The sequence below is a fragment of the Xenorhabdus sp. IM139775 genome (genome assembly GCF_028598745.1).
In the GTDB taxonomy this organism is placed as follows: Bacteria; Pseudomonadota; Gammaproteobacteria; order Enterobacterales; family Enterobacteriaceae; genus Xenorhabdus.
The window spans coordinates 1-20,701 of the sequence record NZ_JAQRFK010000005.1 but is presented as its reverse complement, the minus strand read 5'-3'; the positions used below and the strand labels follow the sequence as shown (position 1 = coordinate 20,701).

General features: G+C 44.2%; 19 protein-coding genes. 9 read left to right on the top strand and 10 right to left on the bottom strand.

Going from position 1 to position 20,701, the window contains the following annotated elements:
* Positions 1-15: 15 nt before the first annotated feature.
* Genes trpD through trpA form a run of 4 tightly spaced genes read left to right on the top strand, consistent with a single transcriptional unit; the run spans position 16 to position 4,417 of the window.
* Positions 16-1,020: an anthranilate phosphoribosyltransferase gene (trpD, locus tag PSI17_RS01865; RefSeq protein ID WP_273550321.1), complete on the top strand. Its 1,005-nt coding sequence runs from the start codon at positions 16-18 to the stop codon at positions 1,018-1,020.
* Complete coding sequence (trpCF, locus tag PSI17_RS01860) at positions 1,017-2,381, top strand: bifunctional indole-3-glycerol-phosphate synthase TrpC/phosphoribosylanthranilate isomerase TrpF (protein ID WP_273550320.1); 1,365 nt, start codon at positions 1,017-1,019, stop codon at positions 2,379-2,381. Before trpD ends, trpCF begins: the two co-directional genes overlap by 4 nt.
* A gap of 42 nt (positions 2,382-2,423) precedes the next feature.
* Complete coding sequence (gene trpB / locus PSI17_RS01855) at positions 2,424-3,614, top strand: tryptophan synthase subunit beta (RefSeq protein ID WP_273550319.1); 1,191 nt, start codon at positions 2,424-2,426, stop codon at positions 3,612-3,614.
* A complete protein-coding gene (trpA, locus tag PSI17_RS01850; RefSeq protein WP_273550318.1) occupies positions 3,614-4,417 on the top strand; it encodes a tryptophan synthase subunit alpha in 804 nt (267 codons plus the stop codon). Before trpB ends, trpA begins: the two co-directional genes overlap by 1 nt.
* Positions 4,418-4,512: 95 nt before the next feature.
* Here the strand turns inward: trpA and ompW are convergent, their stop codons facing one another.
* Positions 4,513-5,154: an outer membrane protein OmpW gene (ompW, locus tag PSI17_RS01845; RefSeq protein ID WP_273550317.1), complete on the bottom strand. Its 642-nt coding sequence runs from the start codon at positions 5,152-5,154 to the stop codon at positions 4,513-4,515.
* A 498-nt stretch (positions 5,155-5,652) separates the two neighbouring features.
* Here ompW and PSI17_RS01840 point away from each other — a divergent pair, with 498 nt between their 5' ends.
* The gene (locus tag PSI17_RS01840) at positions 5,653-6,411 is read left to right on the top strand and encodes a YciC family protein (protein WP_273550316.1); all 759 of its coding nucleotides are present in this window, start codon (positions 5,653-5,655) and stop codon (positions 6,409-6,411) included.
* Positions 6,412-6,473: 62 nt separating this feature from the next.
* Here the strand turns inward: PSI17_RS01840 and PSI17_RS01835 are convergent, their stop codons facing one another.
* Positions 6,474-8,180 (bottom strand): SulP family inorganic anion transporter, encoded by a 1,707-nt coding sequence (locus PSI17_RS01835; protein ID WP_273550386.1) that lies wholly within the window; start codon positions 8,178-8,180, stop codon positions 6,474-6,476.
* Positions 8,181-8,302: 122 nt separating this feature from the next.
* Between PSI17_RS01835 and PSI17_RS01830 the strand changes: the two genes are divergently transcribed.
* Positions 8,303-8,836 carry a septation protein A gene (locus PSI17_RS01830; protein WP_273550315.1) on the top strand — a complete coding sequence of 178 codons (534 nt, stop codon included), beginning with the start codon at positions 8,303-8,305 and terminating at the stop codon, positions 8,834-8,836.
* Between the two features lie 80 nt (positions 8,837-8,916).
* On the top strand, positions 8,917-9,348 hold the full coding sequence (gene yciA, locus PSI17_RS01825) for an acyl-CoA thioester hydrolase YciA (protein WP_273550314.1): 432 nt from the start codon (positions 8,917-8,919) through the stop codon (positions 9,346-9,348).
* 335 nt (positions 9,349-9,683) lie between these two features.
* Here the strand turns inward: yciA and tonB are convergent, their stop codons facing one another.
* The gene (gene tonB / locus PSI17_RS01820) at positions 9,684-10,373 is read right to left on the bottom strand and encodes a TonB system transport protein TonB (RefSeq protein WP_273550313.1); all 690 of its coding nucleotides are present in this window, start codon (positions 10,371-10,373) and stop codon (positions 9,684-9,686) included.
* Positions 10,374-10,523: 150 nt separating this feature from the next.
* The gene (locus PSI17_RS01815) at positions 10,524-10,700 is read right to left on the bottom strand and encodes a YciY family protein (protein WP_273550312.1); all 177 of its coding nucleotides are present in this window, start codon (positions 10,698-10,700) and stop codon (positions 10,524-10,526) included.
* Between the two features lie 214 nt (positions 10,701-10,914).
* Here PSI17_RS01815 and cls point away from each other — a divergent pair, with 214 nt between their 5' ends.
* On the top strand, positions 10,915-12,375 hold the full coding sequence (gene cls / locus PSI17_RS01810; RefSeq protein WP_273550311.1) for a cardiolipin synthase: 1,461 nt from the start codon (positions 10,915-10,917) through the stop codon (positions 12,373-12,375).
* Between the two features lie 132 nt (positions 12,376-12,507).
* Entirely contained in the window at positions 12,508-12,837 is a 330-nt protein-coding gene (locus PSI17_RS01805) for an HI1450 family dsDNA-mimic protein (protein ID WP_273550385.1), read from the top strand.
* Between the two features lie 119 nt (positions 12,838-12,956).
* Here PSI17_RS01805 and oppF read toward each other — a convergent pair whose 3' ends face one another.
* The 6 genes from oppF to PSI17_RS01775 form a co-directional block, all read right to left on the bottom strand.
* Positions 12,957-13,958, bottom strand: a complete 1,002-nt coding sequence (gene oppF, locus PSI17_RS01800) for a murein tripeptide/oligopeptide ABC transporter ATP binding protein OppF (protein WP_273550310.1) — start codon at positions 13,956-13,958, stop codon at positions 12,957-12,959.
* Positions 13,955-14,953, bottom strand: coding sequence for an ABC transporter ATP-binding protein (locus PSI17_RS01795; RefSeq protein WP_273550309.1), 999 nt, complete (start codon positions 14,951-14,953; stop codon positions 13,955-13,957). Before PSI17_RS01795 ends, oppF begins: the two co-directional genes overlap by 4 nt.
* A gap of 9 nt (positions 14,954-14,962) precedes the next feature.
* Positions 14,963-15,871: an oligopeptide ABC transporter permease OppC gene (gene oppC / locus PSI17_RS01790; RefSeq protein ID WP_273550308.1), complete on the bottom strand. Its 909-nt coding sequence runs from the start codon at positions 15,869-15,871 to the stop codon at positions 14,963-14,965.
* Positions 15,872-15,886: 15 nt separating this feature from the next.
* Positions 15,887-16,807 carry an oligopeptide ABC transporter permease OppB gene (gene oppB, locus PSI17_RS01785; RefSeq protein WP_273550307.1) on the bottom strand — a complete coding sequence of 307 codons (921 nt, stop codon included), beginning with the start codon at positions 16,805-16,807 and terminating at the stop codon, positions 15,887-15,889.
* Positions 16,808-16,887: 80 nt separating this feature from the next.
* Positions 16,888-18,531, bottom strand: a complete 1,644-nt coding sequence (gene oppA / locus PSI17_RS01780; protein WP_273550306.1) for an oligopeptide ABC transporter substrate-binding protein OppA — start codon at positions 18,529-18,531, stop codon at positions 16,888-16,890.
* A gap of 124 nt (positions 18,532-18,655) precedes the next feature.
* Positions 18,656-20,296, bottom strand: a complete 1,641-nt coding sequence (locus tag PSI17_RS01775) for an ABC transporter substrate-binding protein (protein ID WP_273550305.1) — start codon at positions 20,294-20,296, stop codon at positions 18,656-18,658.
* Positions 20,297-20,701 lie beyond the last annotated feature (405 nt).

The following is a 20,701-nucleotide window of genomic DNA, read 5'->3' as shown; positions in this document are numbered from 1 at the left end:
TAAAGGAATGGGAACATGCAGTTGATTTTCGACAAATTATTCAGTGCTCAGACACTGACTCAACAAGAAAGCCAACAACTATTCACCGCCGTGATCCGGGGGGAATTGAGCGATGCACAATTGGCTGCGGTATTAATTAGCCTGAAACTGCGTGGTGAACAGCCACAAGAAATTGCCGGCGCAGCCCAAGCGTTCTTGGCAAACGCCGCTCCCTTCCCTCGTCCTGATTACCCATTTTGTGATATCGTCGGCACCGGTGGAGATGGCACAAATAGTATCAATATTTCAACGGCCAGCGCCTTTGTTGCTGCTGCCTGCGGCCTTAAGGTGGCAAAGCATGGAAACCGCAGTATCTCCAGCCGATCGGGATCATCTGATTTATTAGCTGCATTCGGCATTGCCTTGGATTCCCGAGCAGAAGAATCACGCAGTGCCCTTGATGATATTGGTGTCTGTTTCCTGTTTGCCCCTCAATATCACAGTGGATTCCGGCATGCAGTGCAAGTTCGTCAGCAATTAAAAACGCGAACATTATTTAATGTGCTTGGCCCGTTGATCAATCCAGCCCGGCCCTCGGTGTCGCTCATCGGAGTCTATGTCCCTGAGTTAGTTGAACCTATCGCCCATACTTTACAGGCCTTGGGTTATCAGCGTGCTGCTGTTGTACACTGCGGAGGCATGGACGAAGTTGCCTTACATGCCCCCACTCAGGTTGCAGAACTTAATCAGGGTGAAATTACCCAATATCAGTTAACGGCAACCGATTTTGGTTTGCCGAGCCATCCCATCTCTTCCCTGAAAGGCGGAACACCGGAAGAAAATCGCAATATGTTGGCTATGTTATTACAAGGTCACGGTAACAAAGCGCATGCCCATGCCGTAGCCGCCAATGTAGCCCTGTTGATGAAAATTCATGGGCGGGAAGATCTACGGGAAAATACGCAGTTGGCTCTCAATACTATTTACAGCGGTCAGGCTTATGAAAAAGTCACCGCTTTGGCGGCAAGGACTAAATCATGAAATCCAGCGTATTACAAAAAATTGTTGATGATAAAGCGGCGTATCTGTTAACTCGTAAGGCAGAGCAACCGCTGGCGAGTTTTATTGACGCTATCGTTCCCAGTCACCGCCGTTTTTATCAGGCGTTGACCCACAAGCAAACGGTTTTTATTTTAGAATGCAAAAAAGCGTCCCCTTCAAAAGGGGTAATTCGTGAAAATTTCGATCCTGTTCGCATTGCTAAAACTTATCAGCCTTATGCTGCCGCAATCTCTGTCCTGACCGATGAAAAATATTTTCAGGGCAGTTATGATTTTCTCCCGATGGTCAGTTCTGCCGTTCATCAGCCTGTTCTGTGCAAAGATTTTATTATTGATGCCTATCAGGTTTATCTCGCGCGTTATTATCAGGCCGATGCCATTTTATTGATGCTTTCCGTCCTTGATGATGATGCGTATCGCGAACTGTCATCACTGGCACATAGTCTTGATATGGGTATCCTGACCGAAGTCAGCAATGAAGATGAACGACAACGGGCAATAGCATTGGGGGCAAAGGTTATCGGTATCAATAATCGGGATTTACGTGATTTGTCCATTGATTTAGCGCGCACACGCAAACTGTCTGTGGGTTTGCCGGAAGGGACTATCGTTATCAGTGAATCTGGCATTCAGCAGCATCGCCAAGTGCGGGAATTAAGCCAATTTGCCGATGGTTTTCTGATTGGCAGTTCTTTGATGGCACAACAAAATTTAGACCTTGCTTTACGCCGTCTGATTTTGGGGGACAATAAAGTTTGCGGACTGACTCGCCCACAAGATGCCAAAGCAGCGTTGCAGATGGGCGCTGTTTACGGCGGGTTAATTTTCGCTGAAAAATCACCACGCAGAATCAGTCTGCAAAAAGCCCAACAGATCATCAATGAAGCTTCCCTGCAATACGTTGGTGTATTTCAAAATCAACCCATCGATTTTGTCCGGGATACCGCCCAAGTACTTTCACTCAGCGCAGTTCAACTGCATGGGCATGAAGATGAAAACTACATTAATGCCCTGCGTTCCGTATTACCTGAACATTGTGAAATTTGGAAAGCAATTGATATGTCCAAGGCCACGGAATTTTCCGATCTTCCTAAGGTTGATCACTTATTGCTGGATAACGGGTCGGGAGGAACGGGAAAACCGTTTGACTGGCAGTTAATCAACCCACAGATTCAACAAAATAGCCTTTTGGCTGGTGGCCTGAATGCTGAAAATTGCCAACAAGCGGCAACGTTTGGTTGTCATGGGCTGGATTTTAATTCAGGCGTGGAAGTGTCTCCCGGCATTAAAAGCAATCAAAAACTCAGGCAGGTATTTCAACAATTACGCTGTTATCACTAATTTTCCAGATAAATTTTTCAGACAAAATGGATGAGTAGAATCATGAGTAAATTGAATCCTTATTTTGGCGATTTTGGTGGGCAATTCGTTCCACAAATTTTAGTTCCGGCACTTAACCAGTTAGAAGACGCCTTTATTGATGCACAAAGAGATCCTGAATTTCAGCGTACTTTTCAGGATCTCCTGAAAAATTATGCCGGCAGGCCGACTGCCTTAACGCTGTGCCAAAACCTGACTAAAGGGACAAAAACACGCCTGTACCTGAAGCGGGAAGATTTGCTCCACGGTGGCGCCCATAAAACCAATCAGGTTTTAGGGCAAGCCTTGTTGGCAAAACGCATGGGAAAGCACGAGATCATTGCTGAAACCGGTGCGGGTCAACACGGTGTGGCAACCGCGCTGGCATGTGCCCTGCTGGGGCTGAAATGCCGCATTTACATGGGGGCGAAAGATATTGAACGCCAATCACCCAATGTCTTCCGCATGCGTTTGATGGGGGCTGAAGTGATCCCTGTCCACAGCGGTTCAGCAACCTTGAAAGATGCGTGTAACGAAGCCATGCGCGACTGGTCTGGGTGTTATGAAAAGGCACACTATTTATTGGGAACCGCTGCCGGCCCTCATCCCTATCCGACAATGGTGCGGGAATTCCAGCGTATGATTGGCGAAGAAGCCAAAGCGCAAATTCTGGAAAAAGAAGGTCGTCTCCCCGATGCAGTCATTGCCTGTATTGGTGGTGGCTCAAATGCCATCGGTTTGTTTGCTGAATTCATTCCAGAAGAGCGTGTTCGTCTGATCGGTGTTGAACCTGCGGGGCATGGCATTGAAACAGGAGAGCACGGTGCACCATTGAAACACGGAAAATTAGGCATTTACTTTGGCATGAAATCGCCAATTATGCAGACAGAAGACGGACAGATTGAAGAATCATATTCTATTTCGGCTGGTTTGGATTTTCCTTCTGTTGGCCCCCAGCACGCCTATTTAAACAGTACCGGCAGAGCCGATTATGTTTCAATCACTGACGATGAAGCACTCGGAGCCTTTCAAGAACTTTCCCGCAATGAAGGCATTATTCCTGCATTGGAATCCTCTCATGCGTTGGCTTACGCGTTAAAAATGATCCGTCAGTCTCCAGACAAAGAGCAATTATTAATCGTCAACTTATCTGGCCGTGGTGACAAAGACATCTTTACCGTTCACGATATTTTAAAATCAAGGGGAGAAATCTGATGGAACGTTACGAACAACTGTTTACAAAGCTGCAAAACCAACATCAAGGCGCTTTTGTTCCTTTTGTTACTCTCGGCGATCCGCATCCTGAACTGTCGTTGGAAATTATTGATACCTTAATTGCAGGGGGTGCCGATGCGCTTGAATTGGGTATTCCATTCTCAGATCCCCTTGCCGATGGCCCAACCATCCAGAATGCCAATCTGCGTGCTTTATCATCAAAGGTGACTCCCGCATTATGTTTTGACCTGCTGGCTAAAGTTCGGGCTAAACACCCCGATACACCGATTGGCCTGTTAGTTTACGCCAATCTGGTCTTTCACAATGGCATTGATGAGTTTTACCGTCGCAGCCAAGAGGCCGGTGTTGACTCCGTGCTTATCGCTGATGTGCCGTTATCCGAGTCATCACCTTTCCGTTCCGCCGCCATAAAGCATGATATTGCCCCGATCTTTATTTGTCCTCCCAATGCAGATGACAATTTACTGCGCGAAATTGCTTCATTTGGGCGTGGATATACGTACCTGCTATCAAGGGCGGGCGTCACCGGTAGTGAAAATCGCGCCAAACAGCCATTAAATCATCTCGTCAATAAACTCAAAGAGTATCATGCAGCCCCAGCCCTGCAAGGCTTTGGTATTTCCGAACCCGAACAGGTCACGACCGCCCTCAATAGCGGCGCGGCCGGTGCGATTTCAGGTTCAGCCATCGTCAAAATCATTGAAGATAACCTGCATCAACCGAAAATCATGTTGGAAAGATTAATCGATTTTGTACGTGCCATGAAAAGCGCCACGCAATGATGATCCCACTGTAGCCTTATACAAAAAACAAAAATGGGGCAGTCACGCCCCATTGGTTCTCTTATGTCAAAGTCAAACACACACGTCGCTTTCTATTAGAAACTATAACCAACACCAAACATAAAGACCCATGGATCAAGGCGGGTTTTATATTCTTTATTGACATCACCGGCCTTGAATTTCACATCCGTTTCAATATTCATCCACCAAAGTGAAGTATTCAGCATCCAGTTTTTGTCCAGTTTATAATCCAGGCCAACCTGACCGGCTATTCCCCAAGAATCTTTCAGATCCAGACTATTTAAATCAGCCGTTTTTACCGTTGTATTATTATTAAATTTTTCACTAAAGAATGTCGTGTAGTTAACACCAATTCCAACATAAGGACGTAAATTATTTTCTGTCGTGCCAAAATAATATTGTGCCATTAGCGTTGGTGGTAACTGTTTAACTTCAGCGACTTCACCCGCACCCGGTAAACTGACTTTATGTTGGAATGGGGTCGCCGCCAATAACTCAACACCAATATTGTCGGTGATCATGTAACCAAAAGTTAAACCCAGTTGGGTATTATTATTGACATCAAAAGATCCCAATTCCATTACATTATCAGAACCGGCATGGGGTCTTACCGTTGCTGTACCAGCCCGCAACAGGAAATCACCGGCTTCATGAGCAAAAGTCAATGACGGAGCTAACGTCGCAGCAGCCAATACAAGCGCAGAAATTTTTTTCATTATCCATCCCATTTGTGTGGTTTTAAAATAATCCGAAATATACCCGTTTGTTTACTGTTGTGATCTAAGACAGATCACATCTTTTAAAGATTTTTGGCAAAGTAAGGTATTTACTGTTTTATTATTTCATTTGCTGGATATTTTAAATTGATCCAAGTCAAAATTCGCTGCGTATTAATTTTACTGCCATCCATGATTTATATCGTGATATCAGCTTTTGAGTGACTAACAATAAATAATAATAGAAGCCCTATACTAAGAGCCTTTATTTAATATTTACATCCCCCAGCAATTTATTAACACAAAATTAATGAATTATTCATTTTTATAAAATTCCCCCTCAGGGCTTTCAGTAAGAAATTTTTCCTCCTGCCGGCTTCAAGAGACAGGATCAGGTACGGGCGTAAATCTTAGGTATCCAACAATCCGTCGGACAAGGTACAATTGCATACTATTGTTGTGTTATTTGTGTTGTTTTATTTGATAGGAGCCACTTTCATGCCCATCACGGCAAATACCCTGTATCGTGACAGCATCAGCTTTTTAAAGCATCAACTGTTGAATATTGTCATCCTCTCTGTTTTGGCCGCGTTGGTAACAACCCTGCTAGGGCATGTATTCATGCCGAATGATGAACAACTCAATTTATTGGCCGAGATGCAAAATATCGTCAGAGAGTCGGGCAATACCGAGATCCAACGTTTTGTGATGCAATTAACGCCAGATGAGATGTCAATGTTAATACACTCAGTGTTTGGGATTTTCTTTATCAACGTATTTGGCAATAGCTTGTTGGCGGCCAGTATATTGGCACTCATCAATGCCATCTCTGGCGGCCAGCAGACAAATGCGATTCATGCCTGCACCTCATCCGTAACACTCCTGCCTAAAATGTTTTTGTTAATGTCTCTCTGTACCCTGTTGGTTCAGATTGGTTACGCCTTAATGGTCTTGCCAGGAATACTCTTTTCTATTGCGTTTGCACTGGCTCCTATTTTTTTGTTTGAAAAAGGCAAAAGCATTTTCGCCGCCATGCAGAGTAGTTGGAAATTGGCATTCAATAATATGCGTTTGTTGATCCCAGCGATGCTGTTATGGCTGGCCGCCAAGCTCATACTGGTTCTTGTGCTGGCAAAAATGCCGGTTATTTTGCTGTCCGTGCTGGATAACCTGCTGTCATCCTTATTGCTGATTTATCTATTCCGCTTGTATATGTTGGCCAGACCACAAAATAAAACCACAAACGGGATGCAGTAAACACTTAAGCAATCATCAGCCAATCGTTCACCTCGCTGCAAATGTGGCGAGATGAACTGCGATTACCCTTCCTGTTTTTCCTCAACTTGCTGCTTACTTTGAATTAAACGAATGGCAAAATAGAGATCCGGCACAACGATCAGATCTTCATCACTGCGACTCAGTTTGTTTTGTTTAATCCAGCGATTCAGCTCTGTTCTGCGCCCCGCCAAGACTAATGTCACGCCTCTCTTTTTTAATTCTGTGATTAACTCATCCAGCACGGCAAAAACACTGACATCATCGTAAGTAAAACTGACTGTCGCATCGACGACTAACCATACAGGGCTAATGGCAGCATTGTTCACATGCTGTAAGACCCGCTTTTTGAAATACCCGGCATTAAAATAAGTAAGCGGAGAGTTAAAGCGGTACATCATAATGCCATCCGCAGGTTTGATATCATTATGTTGATGGATGGAACGCACCATACCTTGATCATTCACACCCAACAATTGATCCGAAGGCCGGAAAACCACCCGCAAAAATTGCAATAGCCCCAACAAAACGGCAAAACCGATACCATCGATCACGCCCACCAGCAAGACGGCAACTAACGTGAAAATTGACAGTATAAAAGCCTGGCTGTTACGTTTTCGATAAGCCCAAATGTTCTTTAAACTCAATAAAGACCATGCGGAAAAGATTAAGACAATACCCAGTGATGACAGCGGGATATAAACCAGCAATTCTGTCATAAACAGCAATACCAGCAAAATGGTGCAAGCCGCAATTACGGACACCATTTGCGTTTTACCACCAAGTGCATCATTGACTGCGGTACGGCTACCGGCAGCACTGACCGCAAAACCTTGTGATAATGATGCAGCAATATTGGCGATCCCCAGCGCCCTGAGTTCTAAATCTGCATCAACCTGATAGCCATTTTTACTGGCAAAACTACGGGCGGTCATCATAAAGCTGACGAAGCTGATCACCGCTAAGTTAATGGAAGGAACAACCAAATCACGGATGATACCAAATTCGAATTCTGGCATTGGAACAATGGGCAAACCGCTCCCCATACTCCCCACTATCTGGATACCATATTGGCTGAGTTCAAATTGCCAACTGATATATGTCGATACGATCATTGCCACCAGTGGCGCAGGCCAACTTGGGCGGAGGAGATGTCCGCTGAGCAGCACCAATAATGTTATCACTGACATCCCCACAGTCGGCCAGTGAGATCCCAATAATTTATGGGGAAGTGCAATCAATCGTTCAATCAATTCCGCTGGCAAACCAGACAGCCCAAACACTTTAGCCAGCTGATCCGCCATGATGGTAATCGCAACACCATTAATAAAGCCTTTTAAAATGGGGCGGGATAAAAAATCAGCAAAAGCGCCCAGTCGAAAATGGCTGGCCAAGACGCACCAAACTCCGGTCATCAGGGTCATAATGATGGCAAGCTGCCAACGAACATGCTCATTTCCCAATGCCAGCGGTGTCACAACCGCAGCAATCACAGCACAGGTTGCGGCATCTGGCCCAACAATCAACTGCCGGGAAGTGCCGAACAGCGCATACGCGAACATGGGTAAAATACAAGCATATAAGCCAATAATGGCGCTAATTCCCATTAACTCAGCATAAGCAATCGCAACAGGCAGTGCGACCGCGGCAACTGAAAGCCCCGCCCGCATATCATGGCTAAAATAATCTCGACGATAATGACAGATATTGCCCAAGCCCGGCATCCAGCGATGTAATCTTTCCCACAACATGGCTTTTATATCCTTTTGTGAAAATGTTTTTACCTGATAAATAAACCATTTCATTAAGATCTGATACACTCTGGCACAAATTCAGAAACATGCCATCATTGACTTCACAATGGGTTCAACTTATGAAACAACTTTTAGACTTTTTGCCGCTGGTCATTTTCTTTATCGTCTACAAAATGTATGACATTTTCTATGCGTCTGGCGCTTTGATTGCAGCAACCGGGTTAGCTGTTGTCATTACTTACCTCATTTATCGTAAAGTTGAGAAATCCTCCTTAATTACCTTTGTCATGGTTGCTGTTTTCGGCACTCTGACGCTAGCCTTCCACAGTGATTTATTCATTAAATGGAAAGTCACGGTAATTTATGCCATTTTTGCTCTGGTTCTCCTTATCAGCCAATGGGTGATGAAAAAACCACTGATTCAACGGATGCTAGGCAAAGAATTAACGTTACCTGGTTTCGTCTGGAACAAACTGAACATGGCTTGGGCAATCTTCTTTATTGCCTGCGCATTGGCGAATATTTATGTCGCTTTCTGGCTACCTCAGGATGTTTGGGTAAACTTTAAAGTGTTCGGGTTAACGGCATTGACTCTGGTCTTTACTGTATTGAGTGTGGTATATATCTACCGTCATCTGCCTCGCGAACAATAATAATATCATGACCTTCATATGGATACCTGCCGATGCAGCGGCAGGTATTGTTGTATTCACCAAATAAAGCAAGTTTTCTAATGACACAACAACAATGCTTACCAAACGGAGAATTGGTTCTCCGTACACTGGCCATGCCTGCTGATACTAATGCTAATGGGGATATTTTCGGTGGCTGGCTGATGTCTCAAATGGATATTGGCGGCGCAATTTTAGCAAAAGAGATTGCTCTGGGGCGCGTAGTCACTGTTAGCGTGAATGGCATCAGTTTCCTGAAACCGGTTGCGGTGGGTGACGTCGTATGCTGTTATGCCCGTTGTCTCAAAACGGGAAATTCATCGATCACTATCCATATTGAAGTTTGGGTGAAAAAAGTCGCGTCTGAGCCAGTCGGCCAGCGTTACCGTGCAACAGAGGCTGTTTTCACCTATGTTGCCGTGAATGAAAATAATGCTTCCCGTCCTTTGCCTGAAGGTAAAAGACATTTTAAGTTGGAGAGCAGTGAAACTTAACATATTTATTTTAAACAAAAAATTATATGAAAAATTACTTTAATTAATCAGAAAATGCACACATTCATGCACAAACAGAAAACGTACTCAATACCGCACATAACCATTGATTTGTACGTTGGTAACTAACCTGTTGGCATTGAACTCATCGTTGATATAAAAGTACAAGATAAAAAAGAAGGTCTTAGCTCCCCAAAATTGGTCAGCTCAAAAATCCAAAGTCCGGTTATCGGACTTTGGTTTCTACTACAATAGCGATCACCACACAAGAAAATGGATTAGTCATAACTAACGCCTGATGATACATTTCATCAGGCGTTTTATATTGTAGTCCGTTAGGACTGTGAAATCCCCGTCGTCCGAAACTCAATAGTTGTAATATGTCCCGTGGCGGGGATCTTTTCATAACGCCATTTTCTCATGGCATTTCTCACTTCACGCTCAAAGATATTTCTGGGTGTTGCCGAGACAATTTCAATATTCTTAACACGGCCATTTTCATCAATATCAAATTTCACCTTTACCGTCCCTTCTGTTCCCAATTGCAGTGCTCTGGATGGGTAGGTGGGTTCTGGCCTGTTCAGTGCTTTAGGGCCATTTCTTACGCTGCCTTTTTCACTAATGACAGGCTGCACTGATTTTTGATCATCCAAGTTCTTTGCCATCTGAGGTTCCTGATCAGAAATAGATTTCAGCGGTTGTTCTGAAACTTTTTCTGCTCTTTTCTCTTTTGGCTTACGTTCTTTTTTAACAATTTTTTTCTTTTCAGGTTTAGGCAGAGCAACTTCCGCAATAGGTTCTGGCTCTGGTTCAGGTTCAGGAAGTGATTCAGACATGGCAGGTTTAGAGACTGGTGCCTCTTCAGCCGCCAACTGGATCATGGCAACAGACATAGGTACGGCTTGCACCTGTTTTTCAGGTTTAATGGCATGGAGGAGCGCCGTAGCAATAGAAACATGTAAACAAACGGAAAATAATATCGGCCAATGTATCCAACGCATAAGAGAATTCTTGCTTAACAGCATGATAGTCAGTTTTCAGATAGATATTAGTTTAAATGCAAATGACTATCATATTCAATAAAGATTCGAAAACATCTCTCTTTTCATCTTTCAAGTTGCTGCTTTATTGGCTGTACTGCAACCTGCCAGAGACATATCATGCCGAACATCAAGTTAACTCCATTCTGCATGCTGGGCGAATAGAATCGAGCTACGGCGCTGATAAGCATCGGCCTTACGCAGAGCATAGATGCGCAGGTTACGCCGTGACTGTCCTTCAAACCAACGGCGGCGGCGGACACTTTGATGGAGCATTCTCCAGCGCCCTACTTCTCTTCGGCTGTGTTTCATTAGATATTCCAAGCTGACTTTCTCATTGAATGAATAACATTATTCTTAATCGCCACGATTCGCGATGTCAACCCATTGCCCATCCGGCTTGCAACCTTGCTAAACTTGTTCTCTATTCAATTAATAATATTTAGTTGATAATTTACCCAAATTTCTAGAAACTTGCGGTAATGACTGCATAAAATACTTAAATAAACAGGATTGATTGCCACGTATGACAACTTTCTACTCTGTACTGAGCTGGCTGGCGATTTTTTTTTACTGGCTGATTATTGCCGGTATCACCATTCGAGTTTTGATGAAACGCCGTCCTGTGACATCAGCAATGACTTGGTTACTCATCATTTATATTTTTCCCTTAGTCGGTATCGCTGCTTATTTGTCATTCGGTGAATTGCATCTGGGTAAACGCCGGGGTGAACAAGCCAGACAAATGCGCTCATCAGTAACCAAATGGTTAGCAGAGTTAAAAAAATCCCCGCAAATTTTTGCCGATGAAAATAGTGAAGTGGCTACCCCACTGTTTCAATTGTGTGAACGGCGGCAAAAGATCAAAGGTGTCAGAGGCAATAAAATGCAATTAATGACATCTTATGACAACTCGCTGAAAGCGATTGTTCATGATATTGAAAACGCCAAGTACAATATCGAAATGGTGTTTTATATCTGGCAATCCGGTGGGTTGGTTGATCAGGTCACGGATGCCCTGATGTGTGCTGCCAAACGCGGTGTTAAATGTCGCATCATGGTGGATTCGGCCGGAAGCTGGCAATTTTTCCGCAGCCCTTATCCTGATATTATGCGAAAAGCAGGAATTGAATTTGTCGAATCATTAAAAGTCAACATCTTCCGTTTATTCTTGCGGCGCATGGATTTACGCCAGCATAGAAAAATTATTCTGATCGATAACCATATTTCATACACCGGCAGCATGAATATGGTTGACCCGCGTTTTTTTAAACAAGACGCCGGTATCGGTCAATGGGTCGACATCATGGTCAGAATGGAAGGCCCGGTGACGACAACACTGGGGATTATTTACGCCTTTGACTGGGAAATGGAAACCGGGCAACGTCACCTTCCTCCTCCGCCTGACAGTGTTATCATTCCCTTCGAGCAAGCCAGTGGCCATACCGCTCAGGTTATCGCTTCCGGGCCGGGGTTCCCGGATGAATTGATCCAACAGTCCTTAATGACCGCTATTTTTGCTGCCCGCAACCAGCTTATTCTTACCACCCCCTATTTTGTTCCCAGTGATGATCTAATGCACGCGATCTGCACTGCGGCGATGCGCGGTGTGGATGTCAGTATCATCGTGCCAAGTCAAAACAACTCATTTCTTGTTCGCTGGGCCAGCCGTGCATTTTTTACAGAATTGCTGGAAGCGGGGGTAAAGATTTATCAATTTGAAGATGGCTTGTTACACGCCAAAAGTGTTTTGGTTGATGGGCAACTGAGTATGGTCGGTTCTGTCAATTTGGATATGCGCAGCTTGTGGCTGAATTTTGAAATTACGGTTGTGATTGATGATGAACACTTCGGCCAAGATTTAACTCTGGTTCAACAAGACTATATTATGCGTTCAACATTGCTGGCAAATAATCAATGGGAAAAACGGCCTGTGTGGCACCGTATCCTTGAACGCGTCTGTTATTTTTTCAGCCCGCTTTTATAATTCATGGCAGAAAAAAGGCAGAATGCAAATTGACCCGTAATAAAAGTATTCATTCAATACAGAACATGTTTTAATTTCACCTAGTGATTAATTTTGGATATTGCTACCATGGAAAATCAACCGACACATCCTATGCAATTGGACTTAAACAACCGAATGACTGAAGATGAAGCGCTTGAAAAGGCTTACGATATCTTTTTAGAACAAGCACTCTCTCATCTCGATCCGGCTGATAGCTTATTATTTAACTTACAATTTGAAGAACGGGGCGGCGCTGAATTGTGGGAACCTTCAGGCGTCTGGCTTGAACATGTAGATTTTGATTTAGACCCAGACTTTTTTTCGGAAGTTATTATTGGTTTAGCAGAATCAGACGATGCCGAAATTGATGATATCTTTGCCCGTATTTTGATCTGCCGGGAAAAATCTCACCCTATTTGCCGAATTCTGTGGAAAAAATAACCATCCGGTTCCGTCTGGAATATCTCTTATATCTCCCTGAACGCTAAAAATGCCCTCATTGTGAGGGCATTGAATTTAAATTCGTGACAGCGTCACATTATCCACCTGTCACTGATTGATTAGAGTGGATCAACCTTAAGACAAGACACCGCATGTTTAAAACTCCCCTCAAGCAGTGGCCGGGTCTTGGCACATTCGGCATCCGCCATCGGGCAGCGCGTACGGAATACACATCCAGACGGGGGATCAATCGGTGAAGGCAGTTCTCCTTCCAACAATTCAATATGCTTGTTGCGCTCTTTGTCTGGATCAGGGATCGGCACCGCCGACATGAGTGCTCTGGTATAGGGATGCAACGGATTATGATAGACCTCGTCGTAAGTACCCAGTTCTACCGCATTGCCTAAATACATGACCAATACGCGGTCTGATATATGTTTTACTATCGACAAATCATGCGCAATAAATATCAGGGAAAGCCCCATTTCCCGCTGTAATTTTTGCAATAAATTAACAACTTGTGCCTGAATAGAAACATCCAGTGCTGAAACAGGTTCATCACAAATAACTAATTTAGGTTCGAGGATCAAGGCGCGGGCAATACCGATACGCTGGCACTGACCTCCAGAGAATTCATGAGGATAACGGTTGATCAAGTTCGGTAATAACCCTACCTTCATCATCATCTTTTTGACTTTTTCTTTTATTTCCCCATCTTTCATTTTGGGATGATAAGTTTTCAATGGCTCTGCGATAATATCGCCAATGGTCATACGCGGATTCAGTGATGCCAAAGGATCTTGGAAAATCATCTGGATATCATTGCGAATATCCCGCCATTGTTTGTCATTGATCTCCAACAGGTTTTGGCCAAGCCAGGTCACTGTACCGCCAGACGCTTTCACCAATCCAATCACGGCCCTGGCAAGCGTTGACTTCCCACAGCCAGATTCTCCCACAACGCCCAGTGTTTCACCTTCATAGAGCCTTAAGGTCACGCCATCAACCGCTTTTAAGGTCTTTGCCGGTTGCCAGAACCACTGTTTTCCATCTTTAATATCAAAATAGACTTTGAGATCGTCAACTTCCAATAAGACACGCTTTTCAGCCATCGTGTTCATACCAATTCCTCCTGACGTCTAAAGCAGGCGCGCAAACGCCCAAGCCCAAATTTTTCCAACTGGGGTTCCTCACGAACACAATGCTCAGTGGCAAATTGACAACGTGGCTGGAATGGGCATCCCTTGGGCAAACGCAATAAGTTGGGAGGATTGCCTTGAATCGTTTCCAATGCTTCCGCCTCACCATCCAGACGAGGAACCGCATTCAATAATCCAATCGAGTATGGGTGAGTAGGATGATAAAATACGTCTCGCGCTGTACCATATTCCATCGTCCTTCCCGCATACATCACTAATACTTTGTCACAAATACCCGCAACCACCCCCAAGTCATGGGTAATCATGATAATAGCGGTGTTAAACTCTTTTTTTAGCTCATTAAGTAACATCATGATCTGTGCCTGAACAGTGACGTCCAAGGCCGTTGTCGGTTCATCGGCAATCAATAACCTCGGCTGGCACAACAGCGCCATGGCAATCATCACCCGTTGACGCATACCACCAGAGAATTCGTGTGGGTACATCTTCATGCGCTTACGCGCCTCTGGCATCTTAACCGCATCCAGCATGCGGATGGAGCCTTCAAAAGCTTCGCTTTTGCTGATACGCTTATGCAGCATCAACACTTCCGTTAATTGATCACCCACTCGCATATAAGGGTTAAGGGACGTCATGGGATCTTGAAATATCATCGAGATTTCTTCTGCCCGCATCCGGTTTAACTCTTTCTCTCGCAGGTTGAGGATTTCTCGTCCGTTAAACGTGGCAGAACCGCTGACAGAACCATTACTGGCTAATAATCCCATTAACGCAAACGCTGTCTGCGATTTACCTGAACCAGATTCTCCCACTATCCCCAGTGTCTCTCCGGCTTGTAAGTCAAAATTCAATTTATTCACGGCAGTCACATTGCCGTCAGGCGTGCTGAACACCACATTCAGGTCTTTTACCGATAAGAGTGATTCAACATTTTTTGAAGTTTCTACGTTGTTCATAGGCTCTCCTTAACGGTCTTTCGGGTCGAGGGCATCTCGCAGGCCGTCACCAATAAAATTAAAACAAAACAGGGTCATTACCAGAAAGCCTGCCGGAAATAACAGTAACCACGCCGCCACTTCCATTGAGTTGGCGCCATCACTTAACAAGGCGCCCCAACTACTCAGGGGTTCCTGAGTCCCCAGACCAAGGAAGCTCAAGAAGGATTCAAACAGGATCATACTCGGTACAAGTAACGAGGCATAAACCACCACAACGCCCAATACATTTGGCACGATATGGCGCAACACAATATGGCGGGTGGAAACACCACAAACCAACGCGGCTTCAATAAACTCCTTGCGTTTTAAACTCAATGTCTGGCCACGGACAATACGTGCCATGTCCAGCCATGACACCATGCCTATCGCAACGAAAATCAACAGGATATTTTGACCGAAGAACGTCACCAGAAGGATAACGAAGAACATGAATGGGAAAGAGTTAAGGATTTCCAGCAAACGCATCATGAACATGTCCGCTTTGCCGCCAAGATAGCCTGACATCGCACCGTACAACGTGCCAAACAGCACGGCAATCAAGGCTGCGGCAATCCCGACCATTAATGAAATACGCCCACCAATCGCAACACGTACCAGCAGGTCACGCCCAGATGAATCGGTGCCGAAATAGTGTTTGGATTCAAAATCCGGCGGCATTGTCATCATATTCCAGTCGGTATCATCGTAAGTAAATTGGGACAGCATCGGCGCTAAGATAACAAATAGTGTGATCAGGAAAAGAATACATAAGCTTGTAATCGCTGCCTTGTTATGGATAAAACGGCGGCGTGCATCTTGCCACAAACTGCGGCCTTCAATTTCCAGTTGCTCAGAAAAATTTTCCAGAGCTTCGCTATTTTTTTTATTCAGTAACATTGCGTGCTCCAAGTCTTAATAACGAATTTTCGGATCAATGACGGCATACAGCACATCAACGATAGCATTAAACATAATGGTCAAGCTGCCCACTAGGATCGTCAGGCTCAGTACCAGTGAGTAATCCCGGTTTAATGCGCCATTCACAAACAATTGCCCCAAACCCGGTAAACCGAAAATCGTTTCGATCACCATTGAACCCGTAATAATGCCGACGAAAGCCGGCCCCATATAAGAGATAACCGGTAATAAGGCGGGTTTTAACGCATGACGGAAAATAATCGCTCGCAATGGCAAACCCTTGGCCCGTGCGGTACGAATAAAGTTGGAATGCAAGATTTCTATCATGGAACCACGGGTGATACGGGAGATACTGGCGATATAAGAGAGGGAAAGTGCCACCATTGGCAAAAGCATGTATTTAGGTGCCCCGCCATTCCAGCCTCCTCCCGGCAACCATTTTAGTGTAATGGCAAATATCAACACTAATAAGGGGGCGACCACGAAACTGGGGATGACAACCCCGGTCATGGCAAACCCCATCACCGTGTAATCCCATTTCGTGTTCTGGTTCAATGCGGCAATCACTCCGGCACTGACACCAAATATTACCGCCATGATAAAAGCGGCAAATCCCAATTTAGCCGACACCGGCAGCGCTTCTGCAACCAAATCATTGACGCTGTAGTCTTTGTATTTGAATGAAGGACCAAAGTCCCCTTTGGAGAGTTGGATTAAGTAATTGAAATATTGTTTATAGATAGGATCATTCAGGTGATATTTCGCTTCAATATTTGCCATCACTTCCGGCGGTAGCTTCCTTTCCCCGGTAAATGGGCTACCCGGCGCAAGCCGCATCATAAAAAACGAAATCGTAATCAGGATAAAGAGTGTCGGGATCGCCTCTAAGCAGCGGCGTAAAATAAATTTTAGCATTGCCCGTTCCTACTGTTTAGCCAAACCGTGGCTTTTAATTATCTGACAAGCGGGTGACCCATCGGATCACCCACACATTCCTAGTGTTTTATAATGTATAGATCTTTGGTATGGAGATTTTCCAATGGATCTTTGCCGGTATAGCCCCCTACATAAGGTTTTACTAAACGGGTACTCGCATAATAAAAGAGAGGAACTATTGCTGAGTCTTTATCCAATTGCGCATTGGCTTTGGCATAAATTTCAGCGCGTTCTTCATCCGTTTTCACTTGCAGGGATTGTTTCATCAAAGCATCAAATTCTTTGCTCTTATAGTGAGCTGTATTATTACTGCTGTTGGATAACATGGGATTCAAGAAGGTAGAAGCTTCGTTATAATCAGCACACCATCCGGCACGGGCAACGTCATAATTGCCTTGATGGCGGGAATCAAGGAACGTTTTCCACTCCTGATTTTCGAGGGAAACGTCAACACCGATATTCTTTTTCCAAAGGGAAGCAGCGGCAATGGCTAGCTTTTTATGCAGATCAGACGTGTTGTACAATAGCTTAATTTTCAATGGATGATCTTTGGTAAACCCAGCTTCTGCCAATAACTTTTTCGCTTCTTCATTGCGCTGCTGCTGATTCAGCTTGACATACCAATCAGGTTTTACATCTTTAAAATCAGCGATATAGGGTGGAGTATAACCATAAGCTGATGAGTCTCCCTGATTTTTAACCTTGTAAGTTATGATATCGCGATCCATGCCTAACTTCAGTGCGGTACGTACACGGGGATCATTAAATGGGGGTTTCTGGTTGTTTATTTCATAATAATAAGTACATAAATACGGATTTACACGTAACTGATCGGGAATTTCTTTTTTCAGTTTTTGGAAGAGTTCGACGGGTAAGTTGGTATAGGACATCTCAATTTCGCCAGCGCGATAGCGATTGACATCCGTGACCTCAGATGAAATAGGCAGGAAAGTCACTTGGTTAATAATGGTGTTTTTATTATCCCAATAGGTCGGGCTACGTTCGAAAACCAGACGTTCATTGATCACCCAACTTTTCAGTTTATAAGCGCCATTACCGACAAAATTCTGTGGTTGCGTCCATCTCTCGCCATATTTTTCTACCGTTGCACGATGGACGGGTGATGTCGTCGGGTGAACGAATAACCTGACCAAATAAGGGACTGGTTCACTGAGGGTTAATTGTAACGTATGATCATCTAATGCCTTAACTCCCAATGTTTCCGGTTTTTGTTTACCTCTGATGATATCGTCAACATTAAGCAGATGGGCATATTGAAGAAAACTGGCATAAGGAGATGCGGTATTTGGATCTGTCACTCGACGCCAACTGTAAACAAAATCCTGCGCAGTGACAGGGTCACCATTGGACCATTTTGCGTCTTTACGCAAATGGAATGTCCAGACGTTAAAATCCTTATTCTCCCAACTCTCTGCCACTCCCGGAATAATGTTACCGTCAGGGTCATTAATCACCAGCGTTTCAAACAGCTCACGAGCGATATTAGATTCCGGTACGCCTTCGATTTTATGCGGGTCCAATGATTGCGGTTCAGAGGCATTATTGCGGACCAACACTTGTTTCGCTGCATCTGCCAGTTGTACGCCAGCAGGCACTTGCGCGGCAAAAGCCTGCCACCCCATCATCATGCCTAATGCTACCGTAATACCGGTAGCCAGTTTTTTCTTTGTTGTGTTTATCATCTTATCCTTACTCCAATTGATATCATTTAACCCATTAAAGTCATATTCACACATTAGGATGGTTATTATCCGTATCCAAAAATCACTGTTTTGTTTACGGTAAGACAATATTTTGTGACGGTGATCAGTTATTCACTTTTTTTATATACAGATTCTTTAAGTCAACGTAATCCAGCGGATCTTTTCCTGTCATTCCGCCAACCGTCGGGCGAATAAGACGCACGCTGACCCGGTAATAAACAGGTATCAGACCCGAATCTTTATCCAGTTGGGCCTCCGATTGCTGATAAAATGCCTTACGTGCTGCATCATCTTTAGCCATCAGAGCCTGCTTAAGAAAGTGATCAAAGGCTGCGCTCTGATAGAAACCGGTATTGTTACTGCTCATTGACTGCAACACATTCAAGAAAGCAGAAGGCTCGTTATAATCGCCACACCATGTTGCCCGCGCAACATCATAATTTCCTTGATGGCGGTTCTGGAGAGAGGTTTTCCATTCCTGATTTTGTAAGGTGACTCTGGCACCAATATTTTTCTGCCACATCGAAGCCGCAGCAATGGCCTGTTGTTTATTTTGTTCGGAGGTGTTGTACAACAAGGTAAATTTGAGAGGATGGCTGGCATCAAAACCCGCTTCTTTCAACAATTCCCTTGCCCGTTGATTACGCTGATCCTGTGTCCAATTTGCCCATTCAGGGTTAATGGTCAAACCCCCGTCAATATAAGTCGGCGTAAATCCATATGCCGGTATCTGCCCCTGCCCCATAATTCTTTCCGTGATGATATCCCGGTCAAGGCTCAGTTTTATCGCTTCACGCACCCGTTTATCTTTAAACAGTGGCTTATGGTTGTTAATTTCGTAGTAAAACGTGCACAGGTAAGGTGAAATTCGTAATTGGTCAGGAATATCCCGTTTTATTTTTTGGTATAGATCCGGGGGAATGGCATTGTCAGTGATATCAATTTCCCCGCTACGATAACGATTAACACCACTAACGCCTGAGACAACGGGCAGAAAAGTGCCTTTTCCAATGATGGATTCTTTATCATTCCAGTACTGAGGATTACGCGTTAAAACAATTCGCTCATTGACGACCCAATCTTCCAATCTATAAGCGCCATTGCCAATATAATTTTCGGGTAATGTCCATTTATTTCCCCATTTCTCCACCACATCTTGCCTGACAGGTTTCATTGCTGTATGACTCAGCATATCGACCAAATAAGGCACTGGCTGACTAAGGGTGATCTGGAGGCGGTGATCATCCAGCGCTTTAACCCCCAATTGTTCCGGTGATTTTATTCCTTTCAGTATATCGCCAGCATGCTGAATATAAGCATATTGCAAGTAACTGGTATAAGGCGATCCCGTAGCTGGATCAGCGAGACGACGCCAACTATAGGCAAAATCCTGCGCAGTAACAGGCTTACCATCGCGCCATTTGGCATTGTGACGTAAATAGAATGTCCAAACTTTATAACCTTCATTTTCCCACCTTTCTGCCACACCGGGCACAATTTCACCATTTGGCCCGGTGGTAACCAGCCCTTCCAGCAAATTGCGGATAATGATCGTTTCTGGACCACCTTCAACTTTATGAGGGTCTAACGAAGTGACTTCAACACCATTGTTAACGGTGACTTCTTGTTTTTCAGCGAGCGTAACGCCTGCCGGAACCGTTGCAGCAATGCCCTGTGCGGCAGGAAAAGAGAATAAAACGATACTCGAAATCAACTGGCCTAACTTTGATGGTTTTTTCCTCATTCTTTACTCCAAGTTATAAACAGTAAATAAAATCGTTTTTAATCTACTAACTCGAATAATTTACTTATCACGTTAACAAAGGTCATTAACCTACTAAAAACCTCTGCCTGCATAATAATTGTTATCTGTTTTTTATAATAAATTGATTAAAACATTAATATTACTCATTACCCCTGTGTACAATGAATTTACAAAATTAATGCAACACAGTGATAATTGTAGATTTTATTCTATTACCCCAAGGCGATATTCATGAAGTATGACAAAATAGAAAATAAACATTATTTTAACAAAATGCAATCACCACAGAGTAAAACTCCACCTTTATCACAAAATAATGACAAAAGCTGCCTGTCGCAGATAAGATGATGAAAAGCAAAACAGTGTGAAAAATCACAGTATTAT